Annotated in this window: 18 protein-coding genes; 7 read left to right on the top strand and 11 right to left on the bottom strand. The window is 46.2% G+C overall.

Features of this window, described 5'->3' with window-relative positions; all coding sequences use genetic code 11:
* Positions 1-21 precede the first annotated feature (21 nt).
* The 6 genes from U0021_RS09510 to rsmG all read right to left on the bottom strand — a co-directional run bounded on the left by U0021_RS09510 (position 22) and on the right by rsmG (position 5,226).
* On the bottom strand, positions 22-975 hold the full coding sequence (locus U0021_RS09510) for a bile acid:sodium symporter family protein (protein WP_114800048.1): 954 nt from the start codon (positions 973-975) through the stop codon (positions 22-24).
* A gap of 27 nt (positions 976-1,002) precedes the next feature.
* Positions 1,003-2,040, bottom strand: coding sequence for a tetraacyldisaccharide 4'-kinase (lpxK, locus tag U0021_RS09505; RefSeq protein ID WP_114800047.1), 1,038 nt, complete (start codon positions 2,038-2,040; stop codon positions 1,003-1,005).
* 30 nt (positions 2,041-2,070) lie between these two features.
* Positions 2,071-3,168 carry a ParB/RepB/Spo0J family partition protein gene (locus tag U0021_RS09500; RefSeq protein WP_114800046.1) on the bottom strand — a complete coding sequence of 366 codons (1,098 nt, stop codon included), beginning with the start codon at positions 3,166-3,168 and terminating at the stop codon, positions 2,071-2,073.
* A gap of 68 nt (positions 3,169-3,236) precedes the next feature.
* A complete protein-coding gene (locus tag U0021_RS09495) occupies positions 3,237-3,716 on the bottom strand; it encodes a hypothetical protein (RefSeq protein WP_227538674.1) in 480 nt (159 codons plus the stop codon).
* A gap of 15 nt (positions 3,717-3,731) precedes the next feature.
* Positions 3,732-4,508: a ParA family protein gene (locus tag U0021_RS09490; protein ID WP_049235894.1), complete on the bottom strand. Its 777-nt coding sequence runs from the start codon at positions 4,506-4,508 to the stop codon at positions 3,732-3,734.
* 40 nt (positions 4,509-4,548) lie between these two features.
* On the bottom strand, positions 4,549-5,226 hold the full coding sequence (gene rsmG / locus U0021_RS09485) for a 16S rRNA (guanine(527)-N(7))-methyltransferase RsmG (protein WP_064619653.1): 678 nt from the start codon (positions 5,224-5,226) through the stop codon (positions 4,549-4,551).
* 215 nt (positions 5,227-5,441) lie between these two features.
* Here rsmG and U0021_RS09480 point away from each other — a divergent pair, with 215 nt between their 5' ends.
* The 4 genes from U0021_RS09480 to U0021_RS09465 all read left to right on the top strand — a co-directional run bounded on the left by U0021_RS09480 (position 5,442) and on the right by U0021_RS09465 (position 9,933).
* Complete coding sequence (locus U0021_RS09480) at positions 5,442-7,814, top strand: ATP-binding protein (RefSeq protein WP_114800045.1); 2,373 nt, start codon at positions 5,442-5,444, stop codon at positions 7,812-7,814.
* A gap of 52 nt (positions 7,815-7,866) precedes the next feature.
* Positions 7,867-8,235, top strand: coding sequence for a DUF6636 domain-containing protein (locus U0021_RS09475; protein ID WP_114800044.1), 369 nt, complete (start codon positions 7,867-7,869; stop codon positions 8,233-8,235).
* 155 nt (positions 8,236-8,390) lie between these two features.
* Positions 8,391-9,044 (top strand): endonuclease III, encoded by a 654-nt coding sequence (nth, locus tag U0021_RS09470; protein ID WP_114800061.1) that lies wholly within the window; start codon positions 8,391-8,393, stop codon positions 9,042-9,044.
* Between the two features lie 301 nt (positions 9,045-9,345).
* Positions 9,346-9,933, top strand: coding sequence for a biliverdin-producing heme oxygenase (locus U0021_RS09465; RefSeq protein WP_114800043.1), 588 nt, complete (start codon positions 9,346-9,348; stop codon positions 9,931-9,933).
* A 94-nt stretch (positions 9,934-10,027) separates the two neighbouring features.
* On the opposite strand, the gene U0021_RS09460 is transcribed toward U0021_RS09465, so the two are convergent.
* The 4 genes from U0021_RS09460 to U0021_RS09445 form a co-directional block, all read right to left on the bottom strand.
* Positions 10,028-11,023: a fumarylacetoacetate hydrolase family protein gene (locus U0021_RS09460; protein ID WP_114800042.1), complete on the bottom strand. Its 996-nt coding sequence runs from the start codon at positions 11,021-11,023 to the stop codon at positions 10,028-10,030.
* Between the two features lie 41 nt (positions 11,024-11,064).
* Positions 11,065-11,610: a VOC family protein gene (locus tag U0021_RS09455; RefSeq protein ID WP_078256180.1), complete on the bottom strand. Its 546-nt coding sequence runs from the start codon at positions 11,608-11,610 to the stop codon at positions 11,065-11,067.
* A 297-nt stretch (positions 11,611-11,907) separates the two neighbouring features.
* The gene (locus tag U0021_RS09450) at positions 11,908-13,197 is read right to left on the bottom strand and encodes an adenylosuccinate synthase (RefSeq protein ID WP_049237709.1); all 1,290 of its coding nucleotides are present in this window, start codon (positions 13,195-13,197) and stop codon (positions 11,908-11,910) included.
* A gap of 54 nt (positions 13,198-13,251) precedes the next feature.
* Positions 13,252-14,544 carry an ATP phosphoribosyltransferase regulatory subunit gene (locus tag U0021_RS09445; protein ID WP_114800041.1) on the bottom strand — a complete coding sequence of 431 codons (1,293 nt, stop codon included), beginning with the start codon at positions 14,542-14,544 and terminating at the stop codon, positions 13,252-13,254.
* 370 nt (positions 14,545-14,914) lie between these two features.
* Between U0021_RS09445 and U0021_RS09440 the strand changes: the two genes are divergently transcribed.
* Together U0021_RS09440 and U0021_RS09435 are read left to right on the top strand one after the other, a co-directional pair.
* On the top strand, positions 14,915-16,204 hold the full coding sequence (locus tag U0021_RS09440) for a magnesium and cobalt transport protein CorA (RefSeq protein ID WP_114800040.1): 1,290 nt from the start codon (positions 14,915-14,917) through the stop codon (positions 16,202-16,204).
* A 140-nt stretch (positions 16,205-16,344) separates the two neighbouring features.
* Positions 16,345-18,198 (top strand): monovalent cation:proton antiporter-2 (CPA2) family protein, encoded by a 1,854-nt coding sequence (locus tag U0021_RS09435; protein ID WP_114800039.1) that lies wholly within the window; start codon positions 16,345-16,347, stop codon positions 18,196-18,198.
* Positions 18,199-18,269: 71 nt separating this feature from the next.
* Here U0021_RS09435 and U0021_RS09430 read toward each other — a convergent pair whose 3' ends face one another.
* On the bottom strand, positions 18,270-19,586 hold the full coding sequence (locus tag U0021_RS09430; protein ID WP_114800060.1) for a Na+/H+ antiporter family protein: 1,317 nt from the start codon (positions 19,584-19,586) through the stop codon (positions 18,270-18,272).
* A gap of 254 nt (positions 19,587-19,840) precedes the next feature.
* On the opposite strand from U0021_RS09430, the gene lon reads away from it, so the two are divergent.
* Positions 19,841-22,288 (top strand): endopeptidase La, encoded by a 2,448-nt coding sequence (gene lon / locus U0021_RS09425; protein ID WP_227538673.1) that lies wholly within the window; start codon positions 19,841-19,843, stop codon positions 22,286-22,288.
* The last annotated feature ends 18 nt before the right edge of the window (positions 22,289-22,306 follow it).

Genomic DNA, 22,306 nt, shown 5'->3' with positions numbered 1-22,306 from the left:
AGCTATCCTTACAAATTAAATTTAGGTATTTTTACGCTTATCCCACCATCCAAAGGCATTTCCAAGCAAAGTCCCTGAGATCGAATGCCAAACTACTGCAACCGCTGCAGCGATGGCGGCTTCCGCATTGGTGGGGAAAAATTTGGCGCTAAGCCCTGTGGCAAGACCAGTATTTTGAATGCCTGTTTCGATCGACACTGTCCGCTTTTTTGCGGTGGTCATGCCCGCTGTCGCAGCTGCATAATATCCCAAAACATACCCTGAGGTATTATGGGCAGCCACAGCCAAAAACATCACTAACGCCGATTCCATAAAACGATGCACATTTGCCCCCACCACTCCACCGACAATGCAAGCAAAAGCCAGTACAGCGACAGCAGGCATCACATCTTTAAGGCTTGAAAACCAAGCCTGTTTATGCAATGACATATTTGAGATCGATCCCAATATGACAGGAAATAAAGTCACCAAAACCATGACTTTGAACATTCCCCAAGCATCCATGTTCACCGTCTCACCCATCAGTAGCATGAGCCAAAGTGGGGTCATCACAGGTGCAAGCAGTGTCGATGCTGTCGTCATACCCACCGAAAAAGCCACATCACCACGTGCCAAATATGTCATGATATTCGACGACACGCCACCAGGACAAGACCCCACCAAAACCAAGCCCAGCGTTAAGCCATCCGACAGCCCAAGCCCTCGCCCAATGCCGATGGCAAGCAGTGGCATCACGGTGTACTGAATCATAGATCCTATAAAAATATCCAATGGGCGCTGCGCTAGGATCTTATAGTCTTTTTTACCTAATGTGATGCCCATTCCTAGCATCACGACACCCACCAGCAGCAGCTGAATATCGCCCCTAACCCAAGAAAAAACCTCAGGAGCTATGATAGCGATCAGTGTCGCCAAAATAATAATGATCGTGGTAAAACGCGTCGCCTGCTGACCAATCACAGAAAAAACTGACATCCAAATCCTTAAAATAGTTACAGCTGATTAATTTAATTGATAATTGGCAATCAAACGATCGATCTGCTCAAAAACCGCACAAGACAATACCGCCTCCACAGGCAGCACCCAAATCCGATCAAAAATATCATGAGTCGTTTGAGCAGCCAAATGACGCAATTTGACCGCATCCTTACTGGTGACAATGATGGGATAATCCGTCAAATCGACCAAGTCTTCAACCCTAAAATCATGATGATCCCCAAAAGGATGCGGAATAACCAAAAACCCCTTATCCGATAAAGTATCAAAAAACCGCTTAGGATACCCGATACCGCTGACCGCGTGAACGCACATACCTGTAGATGGCGCAGGACTTTTGGCAGTGCCCAAAAGCGGCTCAATCCGCCCTGCCCTTAGGCTCATCGTCATCGCATCATCGGGATAACTGGCAATGTTTTTATCATGGTAGATCACCAACGCGCCTTGCAATCGGTCAATAGGCTCTCTTAAAAAGCCTTGTGGCAGAAGCTTACCATTACCAAAACCTCTGGCAGCATCAACAACGATCCATTCTTCATCGCGATGCAGTGCATAATGCTGCAGACCATCATCACTGATGATGAGCGTCGTTTCAGGAAAATTTTGTAATAATAAATCGATGGCTTGACCGCGATCTGGCGCAACCGCCATCGGCAGATGCAAGCCACCAGAATGCAGGCTTTGGACAATTAAACAAGGCTCGTCGCCCACTTCGCTGGGCGTGCAACTAGGGGTGACCAGTTTGGGCATTTGGGCAGTATCACCGCCATAGCCTCGACTGATGACAGCAACGCTCACACCCCGCTTAAGTAAAATTTTAGTTAGAGCAATGATCAGCGGCGTTTTGCCACTACCGCCAACGGTGATATTACCAATGACAAGAACAGGTACAGGTGCCCGATAAATGGGGAATTTACCTGAATCATATAAAGACTTTCTGGCATGAGTGACCACGCTGTATAGTCCTGATAATGGTGTCAAGACCTTTAACCAAGGCGCATTATTTTGCCACGCCTGCGTAAGCATCAACTCAAGCTTCTTCATGATGACTGCCCTGCCTATTTTGTGTGATTATCAATAATTCGACATCTGGCGCAATCTATCTATCAGCTCACCAAGCTCATCGTGGCTATAAAAGAAAATCTCCACACTGCCTTTGCCATCTTTGCCTTGCTTTAGCTTAACCTTGGCACCCAAGGCATCCGATATCTGCTGAGACAGTGCCAACACCTCATGGTCTGGCTGAACTGTGTGCTTGGGATCAGGATCTAAAATTGATTTGACCAGTCTTTCGGCATCTCGCACAGTCATACCGCCATCAACAATTTTCTTGGCGATGACTGGCTGCTGCTCTTGGGATAGCGATAAAAGTGCGCGTGCGTGCCCCATGTCCATCACGCCATCAAGCATATATTGTTTGACTTGATTATGCAGATGATTGAGCCGCATTAAATTGGAAACCGTCGTGCGCGCCTTACCGACTACAGATGCGATCATGGCATGACTCATACCAAATTCGGTATGAAATCGCTGCAGCGCCGCCGCTTGCTCCAAGACATTGAGATCTTCACGCTGAATATTTTCAATCAATGCCAAGGCAATGGCGATCTCATCGGATAAGACACGCTCAATGGCAGGAATGGTCTCAAGCCCTGCCAGTTTCGCCGCTCGCCACCGACGCTCGCCAGCGATGATCTCGTGTGTCACCGTATCACTGGACTTGTCCTCATCTGACAAAAGCGGACGAATCACGATCGGCTGCATCACGCCATGCTGTTTGATAGAAAGCGACAACTCATTGAGCGCCTCTTCGTTCATGTCACGCCGCGGCTGATATTTGCCTGATTGTAGACGATTGGTAGCAATTTGCACAAGGGCAACTTTCTCACCCGTGCTAGCCTCTAAAGCTGAGTTATCATCGCTGGGTTTTTTGCTTTTTTTGGATTTTTTATCGCTTTTTGGGGTCTTTTTTGGCGCTTCTTCCAAAGAGATGAGAGTATCGGCTTCTGATACCGACTGATCCACGCCTTGATCAGACTTATTATCGGTCTGCTCACTTGTAGCACTCGCCGCCAAAGACTGGGCATCGGCGATGATTTTCTTCTCTGCTGAGATGTTGCCTAGCAGGGCATCCAGCCCACGATTCATACCCAATCCACGCTTTTTAATCATGAAAATTTCCAGTCTGTATTAGTGATTATTCAGTTAAAATTCATCTTTGGCGCATCCGCCAAATCAGATTATCGCGGCTCAGCCAAACCAAACTGCCAAAACAAAGCGATCTGTGTTTGTTGATATTCAGGCAGGTTATCCAAACCACTTGCCACCGCCTTATCATCGCTGCCAGTGGGCTCGTCGGTATCTTGTGGTATTGGATCAGTATGCCTAGAAGCCTCTAGCAACACAGACTCATCAGTCTGCCCAAGCTTATCATCCGCGCGGTGATGATAGCTATCTAGCTGGTCGGCGCTATCATCTTGTAAGGCAATTTCATGAGCATCATGATTGGCTGACTCAGATACTTTTGAGACATCAGCATCATAAGCGGTATCAGGCTCAGCGGTAACTGATGCCGCCTGCGACTGATCGGCAGAGCTGTCTTCATCCGCCATCACCAGTTTGGCATCATCAATCACATCGACGACTTGGCGACCGACTTTTGTCCCGCTTAAGAGCGCATCCAACCCGTATTTGACCCCAAGTCCGCGTTTTCTTGCCATGGCTATGTATCCGTTTTATTTGGCTTTGGTCTGTGCAACCACTTCATTCATGAGTTTATGATAAGCGATCGCGCCCTTGGACGATTTTTCATAAGTAAAAATCGATTGCCCAAAACTCGGCGCTTCTGCCAAACGCACATTTCTTGGAATACTGGTTTGATAAACCAAATCACCAAAATGACGCTCAAGCTCATTAGAAACATCTTGCGCCAAAGTGTTGCGATAATCAAACAAAGTGCGTACCACGCCGCGAATGTGTAAAGCATCGTTGATGGATTTAAGCTTATCAATCGTCGCGATCAAGTCCGCCACACCTTCAAGCGCATAATACTCGCACTGCATCGGGATGATGACGCCATCAGTCGCCGCAAAGGCATTGACCGTAATCATGCTAAGACTTGGGGCGCAGTCCATCACGATATAATCATACTCAAGCTTGCCTGCCGCCTTGGCATCTGCCATCGCTTGCTTGAGCAAAAAAGGCGCATCAGGAACACCAGCCAATGACACATCAATCCCAGCCAAATCACGGTTGGCACCGATGACATCCAAGCCGATATCTGTAGATAAGATGGCATCTTGTAGAGACACGCCATCAAGCAGCACATCCGCCATCGTGTATTCTAAGGTATTTTTATCCAAGCCAACACTGGTGGTGGCATTCCCCTGGGAATCCAAATCTATCAGTAGCACCTTTTTTTTGGCAATCATCGCCAACGCCGCCGCCAAATTGACTGTGGTTGTGGTCTTGCCAACACCCCCTTTTTGATTGGCAATTGCAATAACTTCCATAATAAAACCTTCAAAAATATATCATAAAAATGATTAAAAATTACTGTTTTGTGAGATAAACCACGCACCTGTCGTCATTTAATTTGGGCACTAAGATGGGCTCAATGTCTATATGCCAAGCCTGCAAATCTGCCATCTCTTCAGCGGTCGGGACTTTGCCTTTCATCGCGTATAAGACACCCGACTCAGCCAAGCACGGCTCGGCAAGGCTGACAAAATCAGCCAGTGACGCAAATGCGCGTGAAGTAATCACATCGTACGCATTCGCCTTTTGGGCATGATGGTGCTCAATTCTAGAAGCAATTGGTGTGATATTTTTTAAGCCAATTTCACTGGTGATTTGGCGTATAAAGCGGATTTTCTTTTGATTGCTGTCAAGGGCATCAATGTGCCAATCAGGCTTTAAAATCGCTAAGATCACCGACGGCAGACCTGCGCCTGTACCAATATCAAGCAACGATTGGTTTGACTGCGTCTTAAAAGGCAGTTTTGGGACGATCGCCATACAGTCAAAAATATGCTTAACCAAAGCCTCATCAGGATCTGTGATGGCGGTGAGATTGTACGCTTTACCCCACAATAAAAGACCATCTAAATACCGTAAAATCTGCACAATCTGCTCGTCAGTGATAGTCAATCCAAGCGATTGGGCGGCTGCCTCAATGGCGGCTGCAAAGCTTTGAGATTTGTGGGAGATTTTAGAAAATTTGGGGGTCATATCATCGTTCTTAATAAATTTAACACATCAACAAACAACACAAGACTGCCAAACTAGGCAGCATAAAATAAAAGTTTGCGCACAGCAAAGCCTATTTTATCATGCTTTAATCTGCTAAAATACCCTTTTTAACCAACCCACTGCGTTTTTTGAGCATTTCATCACATTTTACCGTTTTGCACAAAGGATAGGCAGGCTGAGCTGATTTCGATTTTATGAAAGACAACGCATATCACATTTTAAAAAACACCCACCGATTACAAGCCTGCGATTTAAAGCGTTATACCGATCCCAAAAAGCTGCCCAAATCTAGCCGCGCGCGCCTGCCTAAGCCTGATTTGGCATTTGGTCAAAGCCGTGCGATCAAGGCGTTAAACACAGCGCTTGATATCCGCGCCAATGGCTATCATGTGTTCGCGGTGGGTGAAAATGGACTGGGCAAACGCACCTTGGTTACGCGCCTTTTGACTGAGCGTGCCAAACAGATGCCCACGCCCAATGACTGGGTGTATGTCCATCACTTCGCAGATGCGCGCCGTCCGATCGCGATTGATTTTCCTGCAGGGATGGCAAGCGTATTTCAGCAAAAAGTGCATAAGCTTTGGCAGGACGCCAAGAAAAAACTTGCCGCCAAATTGCTTGGTGATACCCACCAAAGCCACATCGAAGTCATCAAATCCGCCACCGTGACACTACAACATGAACGCTTTAACAGTATCAATGATGACGCCAAAAATCATAATCTGATGCTAAAGACAGCTGCTGATGGGCGCGTGCATTTTATGGCGATTGATGACCAAAAACCGATCGACACCCAAGCACTCAGCAAACTTCAAAAACAGCTTTCAGAAGCACAGCTTGAGCTTGGTGAGCTTGAAGATAGCACGCATGATCAGCTAGAAGAGCTGCACCAAAGCACCGCCCAAAAAGTGCTTGAGCCGATGTTTAAGCCCATTTTGGCAAGCTTTAATCATCAGCCAAAAGCCGTGCGCCATCTAAATGCCATGCTAGATGATATGGTCAAGAATGTCGCGCGGATCATCAATGAAGATGATGAAAATTTTGTGGCGGCAGCGTTATCTGATGTGCCTAGTCGATATGCGGTCAATGTCTTGGTCAGTCATAAGCCTTCAGCTGGTGCACCAATTGTGTTTGAAGATTTGCCAACGCATCTTAATTTACTTGGGCATATTGAGTACACCACAGAGCTTGGCACCGTCTTGACTGATGTGAGCATGATCCGAGCTGGCGCTCTGCATAAAGCCAATGGCGGCTATCTTTTGCTTGAAGCCCAAAGCCTGCTTGAACATCCTTATGCATGGCAGGGGTTAAAACGAGCACTGCAGTCCAAACAAATCAAAATCTCAAGCCTAGAGCAGATGCTCACCTTGACAGGCAGCTTATCGCTTGAGCCTGACAGCGTGGCGCTGGATGTTAAGGTGATTTTGTTGGGCGAAGCTGATTTGTATTATGAACTTTTGGAGTTTGAACCTGAATTTAATTCGGTATTTAAAGTTCGTGCTGATTTTCATGACGACATCAAGCGCGACGACCTAAGCGAGCACGGCATGGTGCTAAAGATGATAGATATGATTAAAGCATATCAACTGCCAGCCTTTGATAATACAGCGTTTGCGGTGATTATTGATAAATTATCAGAGCTTAGCGACGACAAAAATAAGCTGGATTTGCACGCTGACCGATTGGCAGGCTTGATCGTGGAATCTGCGCGCATCGCTGCCCTTCAAAATGATAAAACCGTCACCGCCAAACATGTGCAAACCGCGCTTGATGACATCACCGAACGCACAAGCTATCTAAAAGACCTGTATTGGCAAGAAATTTTAAACGGTCAACAAATCATCTGCACCAAAGGCTGGGCGGTTGGACAAATCAACGCGCTCACCGTCATCAGCTATGCCGACAGCGAATTTGGACTGCCTGCGCGCCTGACCGCCTTGATTCAGCCCAATTTCGGTCATGGCGAGATTTTGGATATTGAGCGCGATGTCGAGCTTGGCGGCAGCTTGCACGCCAAAGGTATGCTGATCATGTCAAGCTTTTTACGATCATTGTTCAGTGAATTCCATGAGCTTAATTTTAGTGCGTCATTGGCTTTTGAACAAAGCTATGGTCAAATAGATGGTGATAGCGCCACCCTAGCCGAAGCTTGCGCCCTACTGTCTGCCTTAGCCAAAGTACCCATCGCCCAAAATCTTGCCATCACAGGCTCCATGAATCAACTTGGTCAAGCTCAAGCGGTCGGCGGCGTCAATGCCAAAATCGCTGGATTTTTTGATGCTTGCCGCGATAAAGGTCTAGATGGCAGCCAAGGCGTGATATTGCCGCGCGCTAACATTGACCAGCTGATGCTGCGTGATGACATCGTACAAGCGGTTATAGATGGTCAGTTTCATATTTATGCCATCGATCACATCACCGATGCGCTCGCCCTTTTATCAGGCATGCCCATCGATGACAAAAACAAGCATGGTGAATATAAGCGTAATACTTTATTTGGCAAGATCATCAAGCGCCTTGAAAGTTGGGCTCATGATGACAAAGACGATAAATCAGACAAAAAGTAAGGCTGCCTATCACTCCCAAAACTTCAGCAATTGATCATAGGTTAAACTACTCATGAGATTATTAAGCCCATTGATTTTAGCGGCACTATTGCCAATCAGTGCTTTTGCACAATCAACCGCCTTTGAGAGCCCATCAGGCAACATCTACTGCGAAGCGCACGACGATATGGTCGCCTGTTTTATTCACCAAACCAAAACAGGTAACGACGGCTGCGCTTATATCATCGAAGCTTATGCCCCATACGCCTACAGAACATGTGCTGCCGATGGTGGTTATGACGGCTATATCACCACCTTAGGCTATGGTAATAGCATTCGTGGTCAAGGGTGGACTTGCACCAGTCAGCAAACGGGTATGTATTGTGTGAATCGTCTTAAAAAAGGTTTCAAAATTAGTCGTTCAAAACAAATCATGTTTTAAACGCTCATCTTTTAGCGACCAATTTTACTCAGTTTATTAAATTAATAGTTAAAATAAATCTAAACCTTAGAACCATGACAACCAAACCCAAAGCCGTACGCCCCAAGACCAAACTGGCGATCACCAAAACAGCCGATACGCCACCTTCTCGCCCGATGAATGCTGAAAAGCGCTTGGCTTTTTTTCAAAAACTCTCGCAGCACATCAATGAGCCAGTAACTGAGCTCAATTATTCTTCTGAATTTGAGCTACTCATTGCAGTCATGCTATCAGCACAGGCGACCGATAAAAGCGTGAATATCGCCACAGACAAACTCTTTAAAGTTGCCAACACGCCTCAAGCCATTTTAGATTTAGGTTTAGATGGTCTAAAAAGCTACATCAGCTCGATTGGGCTGTATAATTCAAAAGCTGCTAATGTCATCAAAACTTGTCAAGATCTCATCGATAAGCACGAAGGTCAAGTCCCTCGCACCCGCGCAGAGCTTGAAGCCTTGGCAGGCGTCGGCAGAAAGACCGCCAATGTGGTCCTCAATACCGCTTTTGGTGAGCCTGTCATGGCGGTAGATACGCATATTTTTCGTGTGGGCAATCGCACAGGTCTCGCCACAGGCAAAACCGTTCTCGCTGTCGAAAAAGCCTTGATGAAGCGCATTCCTTCAGAATTTTTGGTTGATGCGCACCATTATTTGATCTTACACGGTCGCTATACTTGCATGGCACGTGCCCCAAAATGCGGATCGTGTGTCGTTTTTGATGAGTGTATGTTCAAAGACAAGCAAAAATGGGCTGTCAAGGATTTGGGCTAAACCGCCCTTATCAGTATTGATCATACGACCGCACCCTTACAATTTCATAATCCATATATCCGTCATCATTGTTGCGGGATTTGCGCTTACGGCTTATTTACGCAGTAAATTTGAGTTAAATTTGTAAAATTACCTATTGCAATCACACTTTAATTTGGCTATTATACGCTATTAATGATAATAATTATCATTGGTATTATTTTTATTGTTTATAAAAATCAATTTCGCTCATCTACCTTATCAGCTGAGCGGTTAAATTATACAAATTAGCCAATCTCTTATCACTCATTGGAAAGATTTTATGACAACTTCAAATTTTGCTGAACGCCTCAAAGAAGAAACTCGCAAAACACACGACATCGTCGATCAGATGGTCATGTCGGTCAAGCCCTTTGACAGCGTTGAAAACTATATCAAATTTTTAAATTTACAATCAGTGTTTCATCATATCGTTGATGATATCTACAAAAACCCTGCGCTAAACCAAGCCATCCCAAACTTAGCGTCTATGGCGCGCCACGAAGCGGTGCTGACAGATTTAAGCGATCTTAAGCAGTCGGCTTATCACTTTGACGGCACGCTACCAAAGCCCACCGACGCCAAAGCCATTGGTTGGCTTTATTGTGCTGAAGGCTCGAATATCGGCGCGGCGTTTTTGTTCAAAGACGCCAAAGAAAAACTTGGCTTTGATGAGAATTTTGGCGCACATCATTTGGATGCTCATCCCGATGGACGCGGCAAGCACTGGAAAGCATTCCGTGAATCTTTAAATGCGCTCAACCTAAGCACAGAAGATCAAGATGCCGCCATTGAAGGGGCGCTAGAAGCTTTTGAATTTTATAAAGTTGCACTTAAGCAAATTTTTGGCGAAGCCACGCCAAGCGCATGAACAACAGCCCACCGATTGAACTTGATGATCAAGGGTGGGCTAACTTAGCTGACTTAAATTGTGTGATATTAAGAATGTTTGATATAAAGTGAAACTAAATCCCTCTAACCACATTCTCAATCTTACCAAAGATCGTGTTGCCGTCTTTGTCAAACATCTCAATACGCACCACATCACCGTGTTTCATAAATGGCGTTTGTTCTTTACCTTCAATCTTTTGGTACATACGAAGCTCCGCCAAGCAGCAGTAACCGACGCCGCCATGCTCGACACTTGAGCCCCACAGACTGTCTTGTTTGTTAGACACCGTCCCTGAGCCAATGATCGTCCCTGCCGCCAGATGGCGCGTCTTGGCAGCATGAGCGATAAGCTGACCAAAATCAAAAGTCATGTCTGTGCCAGCATTAGGACGACCAAAGAGCGCATCATTTAGATGCACAACCAGTGGCAGGTTTAATTTATTGTCCCGCCAATCGTCCAGCTCATCTGGCGTCACCGCGACAGGACTAAACGCCGAGGCAGGTTTAGACTGAAAAAACCCAAAGCCTTTGGCAAGCTCATCTGGGATAAGATTTCTTAAAGACACATCATTGACCAGCATTACTAGTCGGATTTGTTCGGCGGCTTGTTTTGGGTTGCTGCCCATTTTTACTTTGCCTGTAATGACCGCCACTTCAGCCTCCATATCAATGCCCCACGCTTCGCTTGCGATGATATCATCATTTGGAGCGATGAAGCCATCCGAGCCACCTTGATACATCAAAGGATCGTCATAAAATGACTTAGGCACCTCTGAATTTCGGGCTTTACGCACCAATTCCACATGATTGATGTACGCTGAACCATCCGCCCATTGATACGCTCGAGGCAGTGGCGAGTGGCATTTTGTGCTGTCAAATGGTAAGCCGTCAGTGCTCTCATTGAGCTTTTGATAGATATCTTGAAGCTTAGGCGCTGTGTTTTCCCAATCATCGAGGGCAGCTTGCAAGGTGGGTGCGATCTCGCTTGCGGTGACATAGCGGCTCAGATCACGACTGACGACAACCAAGGTGCCATCTAGTCCGCCTTGTTTTAGAGTGGCTAATTTCATAAAAACTCCTGATTATTTTTATATTTTAAAAAACACATCTCTCACACATCGGGTGGCTCTGTGCCATCATGAACCCACTGCGCGTGTTTGGGGGCTTTTTTGGTTTGCGCCCATTCATTGAGCATCTGCCATTTGACCTGATCAAGCGCGCGGTTCATCCGATCGGTTGAGATATCACAGGCAAGCTCAATACGATGTCCATTAGGATCAAAAAAATAAATACTCTTAAACAGCGTATGATTCACAGGTCCCAAAACCTCCAAGCCTTCATCAATCAGCCTGTGTTTGGTGGCGTTTAACGTCTCTTCGCTATCAACTTTGAGCGCCAAATGCTGAGTCCAAATCGGCGTATTTTCATCACGCCCCATCTCAGGTTTGGTCGGTAACTCAAAAAATGCCAAAATATTACCACCCCCTGCATCCAAAAAAATATGCATATAAGGGTCAGGTTCGCCCGTAGATGGTACTTTATCCTCGGCGATGGCAAGCACAAAGTCCATGTGTAAGTGCTTTTGATACCATTCAACCGTCTGTTTGGCATCCTTGCAGCGATACGCCACATGATGCACGCCTTTGGTCAGGGACATGAAAACTCTCCTTGCTGATGTGCGGTTTGTTCTATCATTTCATCAAAAAATGACCCTAAATAAAAGTTGGATTTTATGGATTATTTATCAGACTATACGATAATTCCTGTGATTTAATGCATGAATTCACCAATGAATACTAAGAAACCTCAAGATGCAAGCTCACCGACCTTGAAAGCCAATGGATTCCCAAATCATGAATAACTATGATGAATATTGACGGTCATTAAAATAATTAAAATCCCCCAGAAGCAATCATGCAACTGGGGGATTTAATTGGATTAACCAAACAATCAATTAAGCGTCATAAGGATCGCGCAACACGATGGTCTCATCTCGATCTGGACCTGTTGAGATAATGTCCACAGGGCAGCCGACAAGCTCTTCGATGCGCTTAATATATGCTTGGGCATTGGCAGGCAATGCATCAAAATTGGTCACACCAATCGTTGACTCGCTCCAACCTGGCAAGGTTTCATATTTTGGGGTGACTTTTTCATAATATTCAGCATCATAAGCGCCTGCACATTCACCTTCTGGCACTTCATAGCTCGTACAGATATTAATCTCATCCAAGCCATCAAGCACATCAAGCTTGGTCAAGCAAATTCCACTCATTGAGTTTAGCACAACTGCACGGCGTAAGCTTACCGCATCAAACCAACCACAGCGACGAGCACGTCCAGTCGTTGCGCCAAATTCATGACCTACTTTTGCCAAATGGGCGCCCACATCATCAAACAGCTCTGTTGGGAATGGACCTGAGCCAACACGCGTGGTGTATGCCTTAGTAATACCCAGTACATAATCCAAATACAAAGGACCTAGACCTGTCCCAGTTGATACGCCGCCAGCTGTCGTGTTTGAGCTGGTGACAAACGGATATGTCCCATGATCAATATCAAGTAGCGTCCCTTGAGCACCCTCAAACATCAGATTTTCGCCATTTTGGCGGCGAGTCTCTAGCGCGTCGGTCACATCCACCACCAAATCTTTGAGCTCGGCTGCCCATTCTTGACATAGCTTAAGTGTGGCGTCAAAGTCGATGGCATCGACTTTATAATATTCAGTCAGTGCAAAGTTATGATATTCAAGCAAATTTTCTAGCTTTTCAGGCAGATCCGCTCGGAACAGATCGGCGACTTTCAGCGCGCGACGAGAAACCTTATCTTCATAAGCAGGACCAATGCCGCGTCCTGTGGTGCCGATTTTACCATTACCACGCTTGATTTCGCGCGCTTGATCCAAGGCAACATGATAAGGCATGATCAATGGACAAGCAGGCGAGATGCGCAACCGCTCACGCACAGGTACGCCCTTTTCGATCAAGCCGTTCATCTCTTTGAGCAGTGCATCAGGGGCAAGCACAACACCATTACCAATAAAACAAGTCACGCCTTCGCGCAAAATGCCTGATGGAATCAAGTGCAAGACAGTTTTTTCGCCGCCGACGACTAGCGTATGACCTGCATTATGACCGCCTTGAAAGCGAGCGACGGCGGTAGCTTTTTCGGTGAGCAAATCCACAATCTTGCCTTTACCTTCATCGCCCCACTGACTGCCCAGCACTACGACATTCTTACCCATAATGTATCCTTAAAAGTTACTCAATAAATCAATCAACAATCAAATCAGCGACAGTCAGCACTCATCACCAACTAAGCGCACCGCCCAAACAGGCTTATCTTGATCAGTATCCCAATGCAGGATACCATCAATCTGATCAGGCTTGTCATCTACAGTCAAAGGCTTAATCACAATACAGCCTTCAGATTGCAAAGTTTTAATTTGTGCCGCCAAATCGGCTTTCGTGTCTGCATCGGCATTTTGTAGATCATGATAATCCACCCAAATCACGGTGTCTTCTTCAAGCTCTACAAATTCAAGCAAGCGATTAATATCCATGCTAAAGCCAGTCGCGCCACGTGCCACGCCTTGAGTTGAGATCCCATCAAAGCGTCCGCCGCGCACCAAAGCCTGAGTCTGCGTGGTTCTATTGCTCAGATACACATCAAAGACCACGCCAGTGTGATAATGATAGCCTGACAATTCAGTCACATCAATGCTCACGCTCATGCCGACCGCTCTAATATGCGCCGCTAAAGTCGCAAGCTCATTTGCCGCTTGGATGATGTCATCATCTTGGCGAGCTTTATCAGACAGTTTACTCAATAAAGCCTCGGCATTTGGCGTACGATCACTGCTTAGCGTATGTTTAGCCAACACCAAAAAATCGGTTGCATCACTTGGGCTGCTTAGACTTTGTCCGATATTTTGGCACCATTTGGCAAGCTCTGGCATGGCTTTTTTATGATAAATACCAATCAGCTCGTCAGCGTCTTTGCTTGAAACGTCATGCAACTGGCATAAGCGATCAAAAATAGCCACATGTCCAATATCCACATGCAACATCTCTCGATCCAGTCCGATCTCATCCACCAGTGCTGCCAGCAGGTCAATCAGCTCAAGCTCGGCGCGGATGTCATCCACCCCAAAAATCTCAGCACCCAACTGAAGCGGCGTACGCAGTCCAAACAGACCAGTCGGTAGGGTTTTGACAACCTGCCCAACATAACAGTAACGGCTAATGCCTTTGCCGTATTTGCTGTCGATGCGTAAAATTTGCGGCGTAATATCGGCACGCAAGCCCATCAAGCGTCCATTAAGCTGATCGATAAATTTGAAAGTTTGGCGTTTTAAATCTTCATCGGCATTGTTAAGTAGGCTTTCGGTGTACTCAATCAAAGGTGGCGACACTAAGCGATAACCGTGCGCTGTAAGCACAAATAGTAAGGCATCACGCAAGCTTTCTTGTTTTTGAGCATCGGTAAATAGGACATCAGCCACGCCATCAGGTAGGAGCCAATTTTGCTGAATGTGTTTTGCATCCATTTGGTGTTCGGCGTTAGAATTGGTAGTGCTATGCTTTGGCACAAAAAACCCCTGTCAGCAAATAAAAACAGTCAAACAAGCGTTTGACCAAAAATACTGTGTCATGAAAAAATAAATTGGGCTATAATAAGCACCACAACGACAAATGGACTGTCATTGACCCATTTGTGATCACAGTGAGAATTTTTTCTTGACTAGTGTACCATACCTTAGCAGGCTTGCAAGGTTAATTTGAAAAAAATTTTCATCAGTGGCTAAATTATCCATGAAGTCATCAAAAGCCATGATTTAACTGATGAAAAATTGCTACATTATTGCTATAATAATCAACTGAATATAAAAATCTGCTCTATATTTTTAGGGTTTTGGCAAACTGATCATCACGAAATTTGCGATTTTTTTTGGGGATTTTATGACACAGCATAATACACAAACCGATCACACCCCAAATCCAAACGACCTTAATAACTCAACCGAACCCATCACCATTCCTGATCCTGTCATTCAGCAAGATGAGCTGTTTGATGAATCAGACATGATCAAAGTCACCACTGACTCTGAGCATACTCCCGAAAGTGCAGAAACATTCCACGATACGCATGACAGTTACATCTATGGCGATGCCGATGCTACGGATGAGGACACCATCGAGACGATGACCGTCTATGATCCTGATGCGGATCGTTTGGAGGATATAGAACAATCAGGTGATAACGAAACGGTCATTTGTTATTCTTATTCTCGTAAAACGGGTGCGCCGATTGAGGCTTTGGCGATCGAGGATGTCAGCCGCACACTTACCAATAATAATCAGTTTATTTGGCTTGGCTTGTATGACCCAAGCCTTGAGACGGTGCAAGAAGTTCAAGATGCTTTTGATTTGCATGAGCTTGCCTTGGAGGATGCGTTTGCCGATCATCAGCGCCCCAAAGTCGAAAGCTATGGCAACGATACCATCTTCGTCGTCGTGCGAACTGCCAAGCTTGAGGACAATCAAATTCGCTATGGCACCACCGCCATTTTTATGGGCAAAAATTTCATCATCAGTGTGCGCCGAGGAGCGTCCAACTCCTACACACCTGTCCGAGAGCACTGTCATCGCCGCCCCGAAAAGCTACGCTTAGGTCCGATTTTTGTACTGCATGCAATTTTGGACTTTATTGTCGATAACTATTTGCCAATCACCGACCGATTGGGTAATTATCTGCGCGAGCAAGAGCGTAATATTTTTTCGCACGAATTTAGTAAATCTACCTTAAAAAGCTTGTATGAGCTGAAATCTCAGTTGGTGCATATGCGAGCGGTGATTTTACCTGTTCAAGATGTGTGTAACTTTTTCATTAATCATAAAAAAAATGAGCTGATCTCTGCCTTCCCTGTCGCCGCTAAGCCATATTTCCGCGACGTTAACGACCACCTTTTGCGCTCTATTGATGCGGTCAATGGTCTGAACGAAATGCTGTCTGTGGCGATGGATACGTATATGGCGATGGTCACGATGGGGCAAAACGATGTCGTGCGTAAGCTTGCGGCATGGGCTGGTATAGCAGCTGTGCCGACGGCGGTAGCTGGCATCTATGGCATGAACTTTGACTACATGCCTGAGCTGCACATCAAATACGCCTATTTCGTGGTGGTTGGTGCGGTGATCATGGTATGTTTATTTTTATACTCTAAATTTAGAAAGGCAGGTTGGTTGTAATTTATCATTTAAACTGATAACTTCATAAGTTTTATATATAATTTTTGATTTTATTGGCACAGTGCTTAAGTTTCCATTAAAATGGCTGCTTAATTATTGTGCTTTTTTATTTGAGTTTATCATCAAAATAAGGGATGGCTATGGCTGAAGCTGGTATGGCAAGCGAGCTGATACAAGTCGTTACACTGCTTGGGGCTGCCGTGATTGCAGTTCCTGTTTTTCGTAAAATTGGCTTAGGATCCGTCCTTGGCTATTTGGCTGGCGGTCTGATCATCGGACCGTTTGGCTTGGGGGTATTTACCGATCCACAGACCATCATCCATATCGCTGAGCTTGGCGTGGTGATGTTTTTATTCATTATCGGTCTTGAGATGCATCCATCGCACTTATGGAGTCTCAGACGGCAAATCTTTGGGCTTGGCTCTTTGCAGGTGCTAGGCGCCACCGCCTTAATGATGCTGGTGATGAAGCTGTTTGGGGTATCATGGCAAGTGGCTTTTGTGGGCGCATCAGGCTTTGTGCTGACCTCGACGGCGATCGTCATGCAAACTTTGGGCGAAAACAATGAGTTATCCACTGCCAAAGGTCAAAGCATGGTGTCCATCTTATTATTTGAAGATCTGCTGATCGTGCCGCTGCTTGCCATTGTGGCTTTTTTATCGCCGGTGGTGCACGCCAGCGAAACGCCAGCTTGGCAGGCGATCGTGGTCGCATTGGGTTCATTGCTTGCACTTCTGGTTGTTGGACGCGTGCTGATTAATCCATTATTTAAAATACTTGCAAAAACTGGAGTGCGTGAGATCATGACTGCAGCAGCGCTATTAGTCGTGCTCGGATCGGCGCTTCTCATGGAACTTGGCGGCCTGTCGATGGCGATGGGCGCGTTCGTCGCTGGCGTGCTGCTGTCTGAATCCAGTTTTCGACATCAGCTTGAAGCGGACATTGAGCCTTTTCGCGGTCTTTTATTGGGCTTATTTTTCTTGGGCGTCGGCATGGCGCTTGATTTATCCATCGTCGCTAAGAACTGGCAGCTGATCGGTCTTGGCGTCATCGCACTTATGCTTACCAAAGGTCTTTGGATTTATTTGGCGGCGCGCATGACCAAATCTGATCACGCCATCGCCATTGAACGCGCGGTCATGATGGCTCAGGGCGGCGAGTTTGCTTTTGTGCTGTTTTCGGCAGCGGCGACTCATTCGGTGATATCTGCCGATACCCATGCCAATTTGACCGCAGTCGTTGTGATATCCATGGTGCTCACGCCACTATTTTTAGTGATCCATCAAAAATACACAGCCAAGCACAGCGCCAAAGCTTCTTTTAGAGACAGTGATGCGATCGACGAAGAAAACCCCATCATCATCTTAGGACATGGCAGATACGGACAAGTCGTGAATGGTATGATGACCGCTTGTGGCTATCAGACCACTTTGATTGATAGTGATGCTGATCATGTGGATGGGTTGTCAAGCTTGGGTATCAAAACCTATTATGGTGATGCCACACGATTTGATCTGCTTGACATGGCGGGCATCGCCAAAGCTAAGCTGGTGATCATTGCCATTGATCACCCTGAAAAAGCGCTGTCCATTGTACGCCATTTGCGCCATACTTATAGCGACTTGCCGATCGTGGCGCGCGCTTATGATCGCGTTCATGCCTATCAGCTTCACAGAGCAGGCGCCAATGCAGTGATTCGTGAGACTTTTGACTCAGCGGTGCGTAGCGCACGCACAGGGCTTGAGCTTCTGGGGATGGACAGTGAGATTGCCGAGCGCATCGCACATCTATACCATCACCGAGATCGGGACGGCGTCGCCGCAGCCGCCCAAACCTATGACCCAAATGTCAGCCGCTATAAAAACACGCACATGATCAGCATGCTCAATGAGCATCGCGCGCATACCAAGGTGATGATTGAAAAACTCTTGCGTGGTGAAGAAATCGAATGGCAGCCAAAACGGGGGACTTATTTGGGTCAAGAAAATCGCTAATCAATTAAAATGCCTTGAACTTAATTCAAGGCATTTTAATATGAATTTAACATTAAATTAACCAAAAGCTACTAAAGCACCATAGCAGCAATCCAACCAAAAATAATCAAAGGAATATTATAATGAATAAAAGTTGGAATGACAGAATCACGAATATGATCATGCTGACCGTCTGCATTTAGCCCCATGGTAGGACCCAGCGTAGAGTCCGACGCAGGCGAGCCAGCATCGCCCAGCACGCCTGCTGTCGCAATCAAAGCCACCGTAGCAGGCACACTAAAGCCCATCGCCATGCATAGCGGCACATAGATGGTCGCAATGATGGGGACGGTAGAAAATGACGAACCAATCCCCAGCGTCACCACCAAACCAACAAGCAGCATCGAAAACGCCGCAAGCATTTTGTTATCGCCAAAGATACCCACCACGCCATCAACCAACGCATCAATTTGCCCTGTGGCTTTCATCACTTCTGCAAAACCTTGAGCGCAAATCATGATAAAGCCAATCATCGCCATCATCTTGATGCCATCATTAAACACGTCATTGGCATCGCGCCACTTGACGACGCCTGTCGCCATAAATATCGCAAAACCCACGAGCGAGCCAATCAATAAAGAATCCGTCATCAGCTGCGCCACAAATGCCGCGACAATCGCCGCTACCGCCACGACAACATTGAGTGTGCCAATGTGAGTGGGTGCTTGACTGACCGCCACCGCTTTTTCTTGGTAATCACGGGGTTTACGATAAGTCACAAAAATCGCGATCAAAAGCCCGATCAACATACCCAAAGCAGGAATCGTCATGGTTTGCATCATTGAAATATTATCGGTAGCCATGCCTGCTTCATTGACATTTTTAAGAATAATTTGATTCAAAAAAATATCGCCAAACCCATAAGGAATGAACATATATGTATTGACCAATCCAAATGTCAAAATACATGTCACAGCACGGCGATCCAAGCGCAAACGATTCATCACCAATAATAGCGGCGGCACGATCAGCGGAATGAAAGCAATATGAATCGGCACAATGTTTTGGGATATCATCGCCATGATAATCAAGATAAAAAATAAGAAAAACTTAAGCTTGCCTGCGCCATCGGTGTGCTGCACTTGAGCAATCAGCTTATCTGCCAACATCTGCGGCAGTCCTGAATGAGCGATCGCCATCGCAAACGCACCAAGCATGGCATAAGACAAAGCGATCTGTGCACCGTTTTTAATACCATCTTGAAACGAAGTCAGCGTATCAGCGACTGACATACCCGCCACCAAACCGCCGACGAGCGCCCCAACCACCAAGCTTAGCACCACATGCACGCGTGCAAGCGACAAGCCCACCATCACAATGACAGCAAGCAACACAGCATTAATCATCATCACTCCCAACTCACCCATCAAAATCAAACGAAGTATTATACCCCAAAAACCTGTAAGATTTTTTTAATAATATGATGATAAATCAATAACTTAGCGATTTAATTATTATAGACAATTTGCACAACTGCAATCATCTAGCAATGTTTATTAAAAGCTCATTGATCATTTGCCAAGTTTTTATGGGCAAGCCTTGCAATTTATTGCAGATGCCACCATAAAACTGTCATCATTTTAACACATAAGGAATGACAACAATGACGATTTCAAAATCCGATTATTATGAAAACCCAGGGCAGCTGCCACTGTTGGCGGTGCGCGATGTGGTGGTTTACCCTTATATGCAAATCGCTTTGTTTGTGGGTCGTGAGCAATCCATCAAAGCCATTGAACTGGCTCAAGAAGCACACGATGGCGAGCTGATCGTCGTCTCCCAAAAAGACTCGCTTGCCGAAGAGATTAACATCAATGATCTGTATCAATTCGGTACTCGCTGCCGCATTGTCAGCACCATGCCGCATGATTCTGATGACAAATGCCTAAAGGTGCTGATCGAAGGTCTTGAGCGTGTACAAATCGGTCACATCCAAAATGCCAGTGATGATGCCGATGATAGCCTGATCGTGAAATTTACTGCTGCCGATGTTGAGCTAAATCTTAGCCAAGAAGAAGCCGATGCCCAAAAGTCAGTGCTGCTTGAGCTATTTAGTGACTATGCCGAAAGTGCACTGAGAAATTCGCGCGAGCTGATCCGTGTTGCCAATGGCTTTGACAATTTGCTTGAGCTGATCTACTTTGTCGCGACGCGCACGCAGCTACCCCTTGACAAAAAGCAAGCCTTGCTTGAATCAGGTGATGCCGCCGAATACTTTAAGGCGCTGAGTGAATATTTCACCAACACCAAAACCGAGCGCAGCATCGAAAGCGAGCTACAAGACACCGTCCGCAAGCAGATGGAAAATAATCAGCGCGAATATTTCTTAAATGAAAAAATGAAAGCCATCAAATCAGAGCTGTCTGATTTAAATAATGGCGCTGAAGATGATGATGCCGAGCTTGAAAATCGTCTAAAAGAAGCTGATTTGCCTAACGATGTCCGCAAAAAAGCCGAAAGCGAATTTAAAAAGCTTAAACAAATGCCTGCGTCTTCTTCTGAAGCGTCAGTGGTGCGCGGTTATGTTGAGTGGATTTTGGACACGCCTTGGAATAAAGCCAGTAAAGTTAGTATCAACCTTGACAAAGCCAAGCAGACATTGGATAAAGACCACTATGGCTTAGATGATGTCAAAGATCGCATCTTGGAGTATTTGGCGGTACAATCTCGCGTCAAACAAATCCGCGGTCCGATTCTGTGCTTGGTAGGTCCTCCAGGTGTGGGTAAGACCTCTTTGGGCGAGAGCATCGCGCGTGCCACAGGTCGTAAGTTTGTGCGTATGGCGCTGGGCGGCGTGCGTGATGAAGCCGAAATTCGTGGTCATCGCCGCACTTATATCGGTGCGATGCCTGGCAAGATCGTGCAATCACTTGCCAAAGTCGAGGTCAAAAATCCGCTATTTTTGTTGGATGAAATTGACAAGATGGCGCAAGATTTTCGTGGCGATCCTGCCTCAGCCTTGCTTGAGGTCTTAGATCCTTCCCAAAATAAAGCGTTCAATGACCATTATTTGGATTTGGATTTGGATTTGTCGCAGGTGATGTTTATTTGTACCGCCAATAGTATGAATATTCCGCCTGCCCTGCTTGATCGCATGGAGGTTATCCGCCTGCCTGGTTATACCGAAGACGAAAAAATGGCGATCGCCAATAATTATCTGACGCCAAAAGCCTTAGAACAAAATGGCTTAAAAGCTGATGAGCTGACCATCACCGATGAGGCGATTACCAGTATTATCCGTCATTATACCAGAGAGGCGGGTGTACGAAACCTTGAGCGCGAGATTAATAAAATCAGCCGAAAAGCAGTTCGCACACAAATTGAAAAGTACGGCACTAAGCCTAAAAAAGGTGTGAAAATCGAGGGGCTGACCATTAATGATGAGAATATCTCAGACTTTTTGGGTGTCAAGCCATTTGACTATGGCTTAGCAGAAAAAGAACCTGAAATTGGTCGCATCACAGGTCTTGCATGGACTTCGGTGGGTGGGGAGCTTTTGACCATCGAGTCTGCGACGATGCAAGGCAAAGGCGAGCTTGTGTTTACAGGATCGCTTGGCGATGTCATGAAAGAGTCTATCCGAGCCGCGATGAGCGTCGTGCGTGCCAATGGCGAGCGATTTGGTATTGATTATGAAAAATTTAAAAATACCGATTTGCACATCCACATGCCCGAAGGCGCCACGCCCAAAGACGGTCCATCGGCAGGTATCGCACTCACCACTGCCATCGTCTCTGCGATGACGGGTATTGCCATCCGCGCCGATATAGCGATGACTGGCGAGGTGACTTTGCGTGGTAAAGTCCTGCGCATCGGCGGGCTCAAAGAAAAGCTCTTGGCGGCGCATCGCGGCGGGATCAAGCATGTTTTGATACCCAAGTCCAATGAGCGTGATTTGGTCGAGATTCCTGACAATGTCAAAGAAGGCTTAATCATTCAGCCAGTTGAGACGATTGATGAGGTGTTAGCGGCGGCGTTGGTTGAGCCGATTCGCCCAATCCCACCAAAAGCAGTCACGCACGATAGCAGTAGCGATACTGTCCGCAGCTAAACGACAGCACACCTTGCG

This window comes from Moraxella canis, from assembly GCF_034424565.1.
GTDB classification, from domain to species: Bacteria; Pseudomonadota; Gammaproteobacteria; order Pseudomonadales; family Moraxellaceae; genus Moraxella; species Moraxella canis.
Note: the sequence above shows the minus strand (reverse complement) of the source record. Positions and strands in the feature narration are given on the sequence as shown.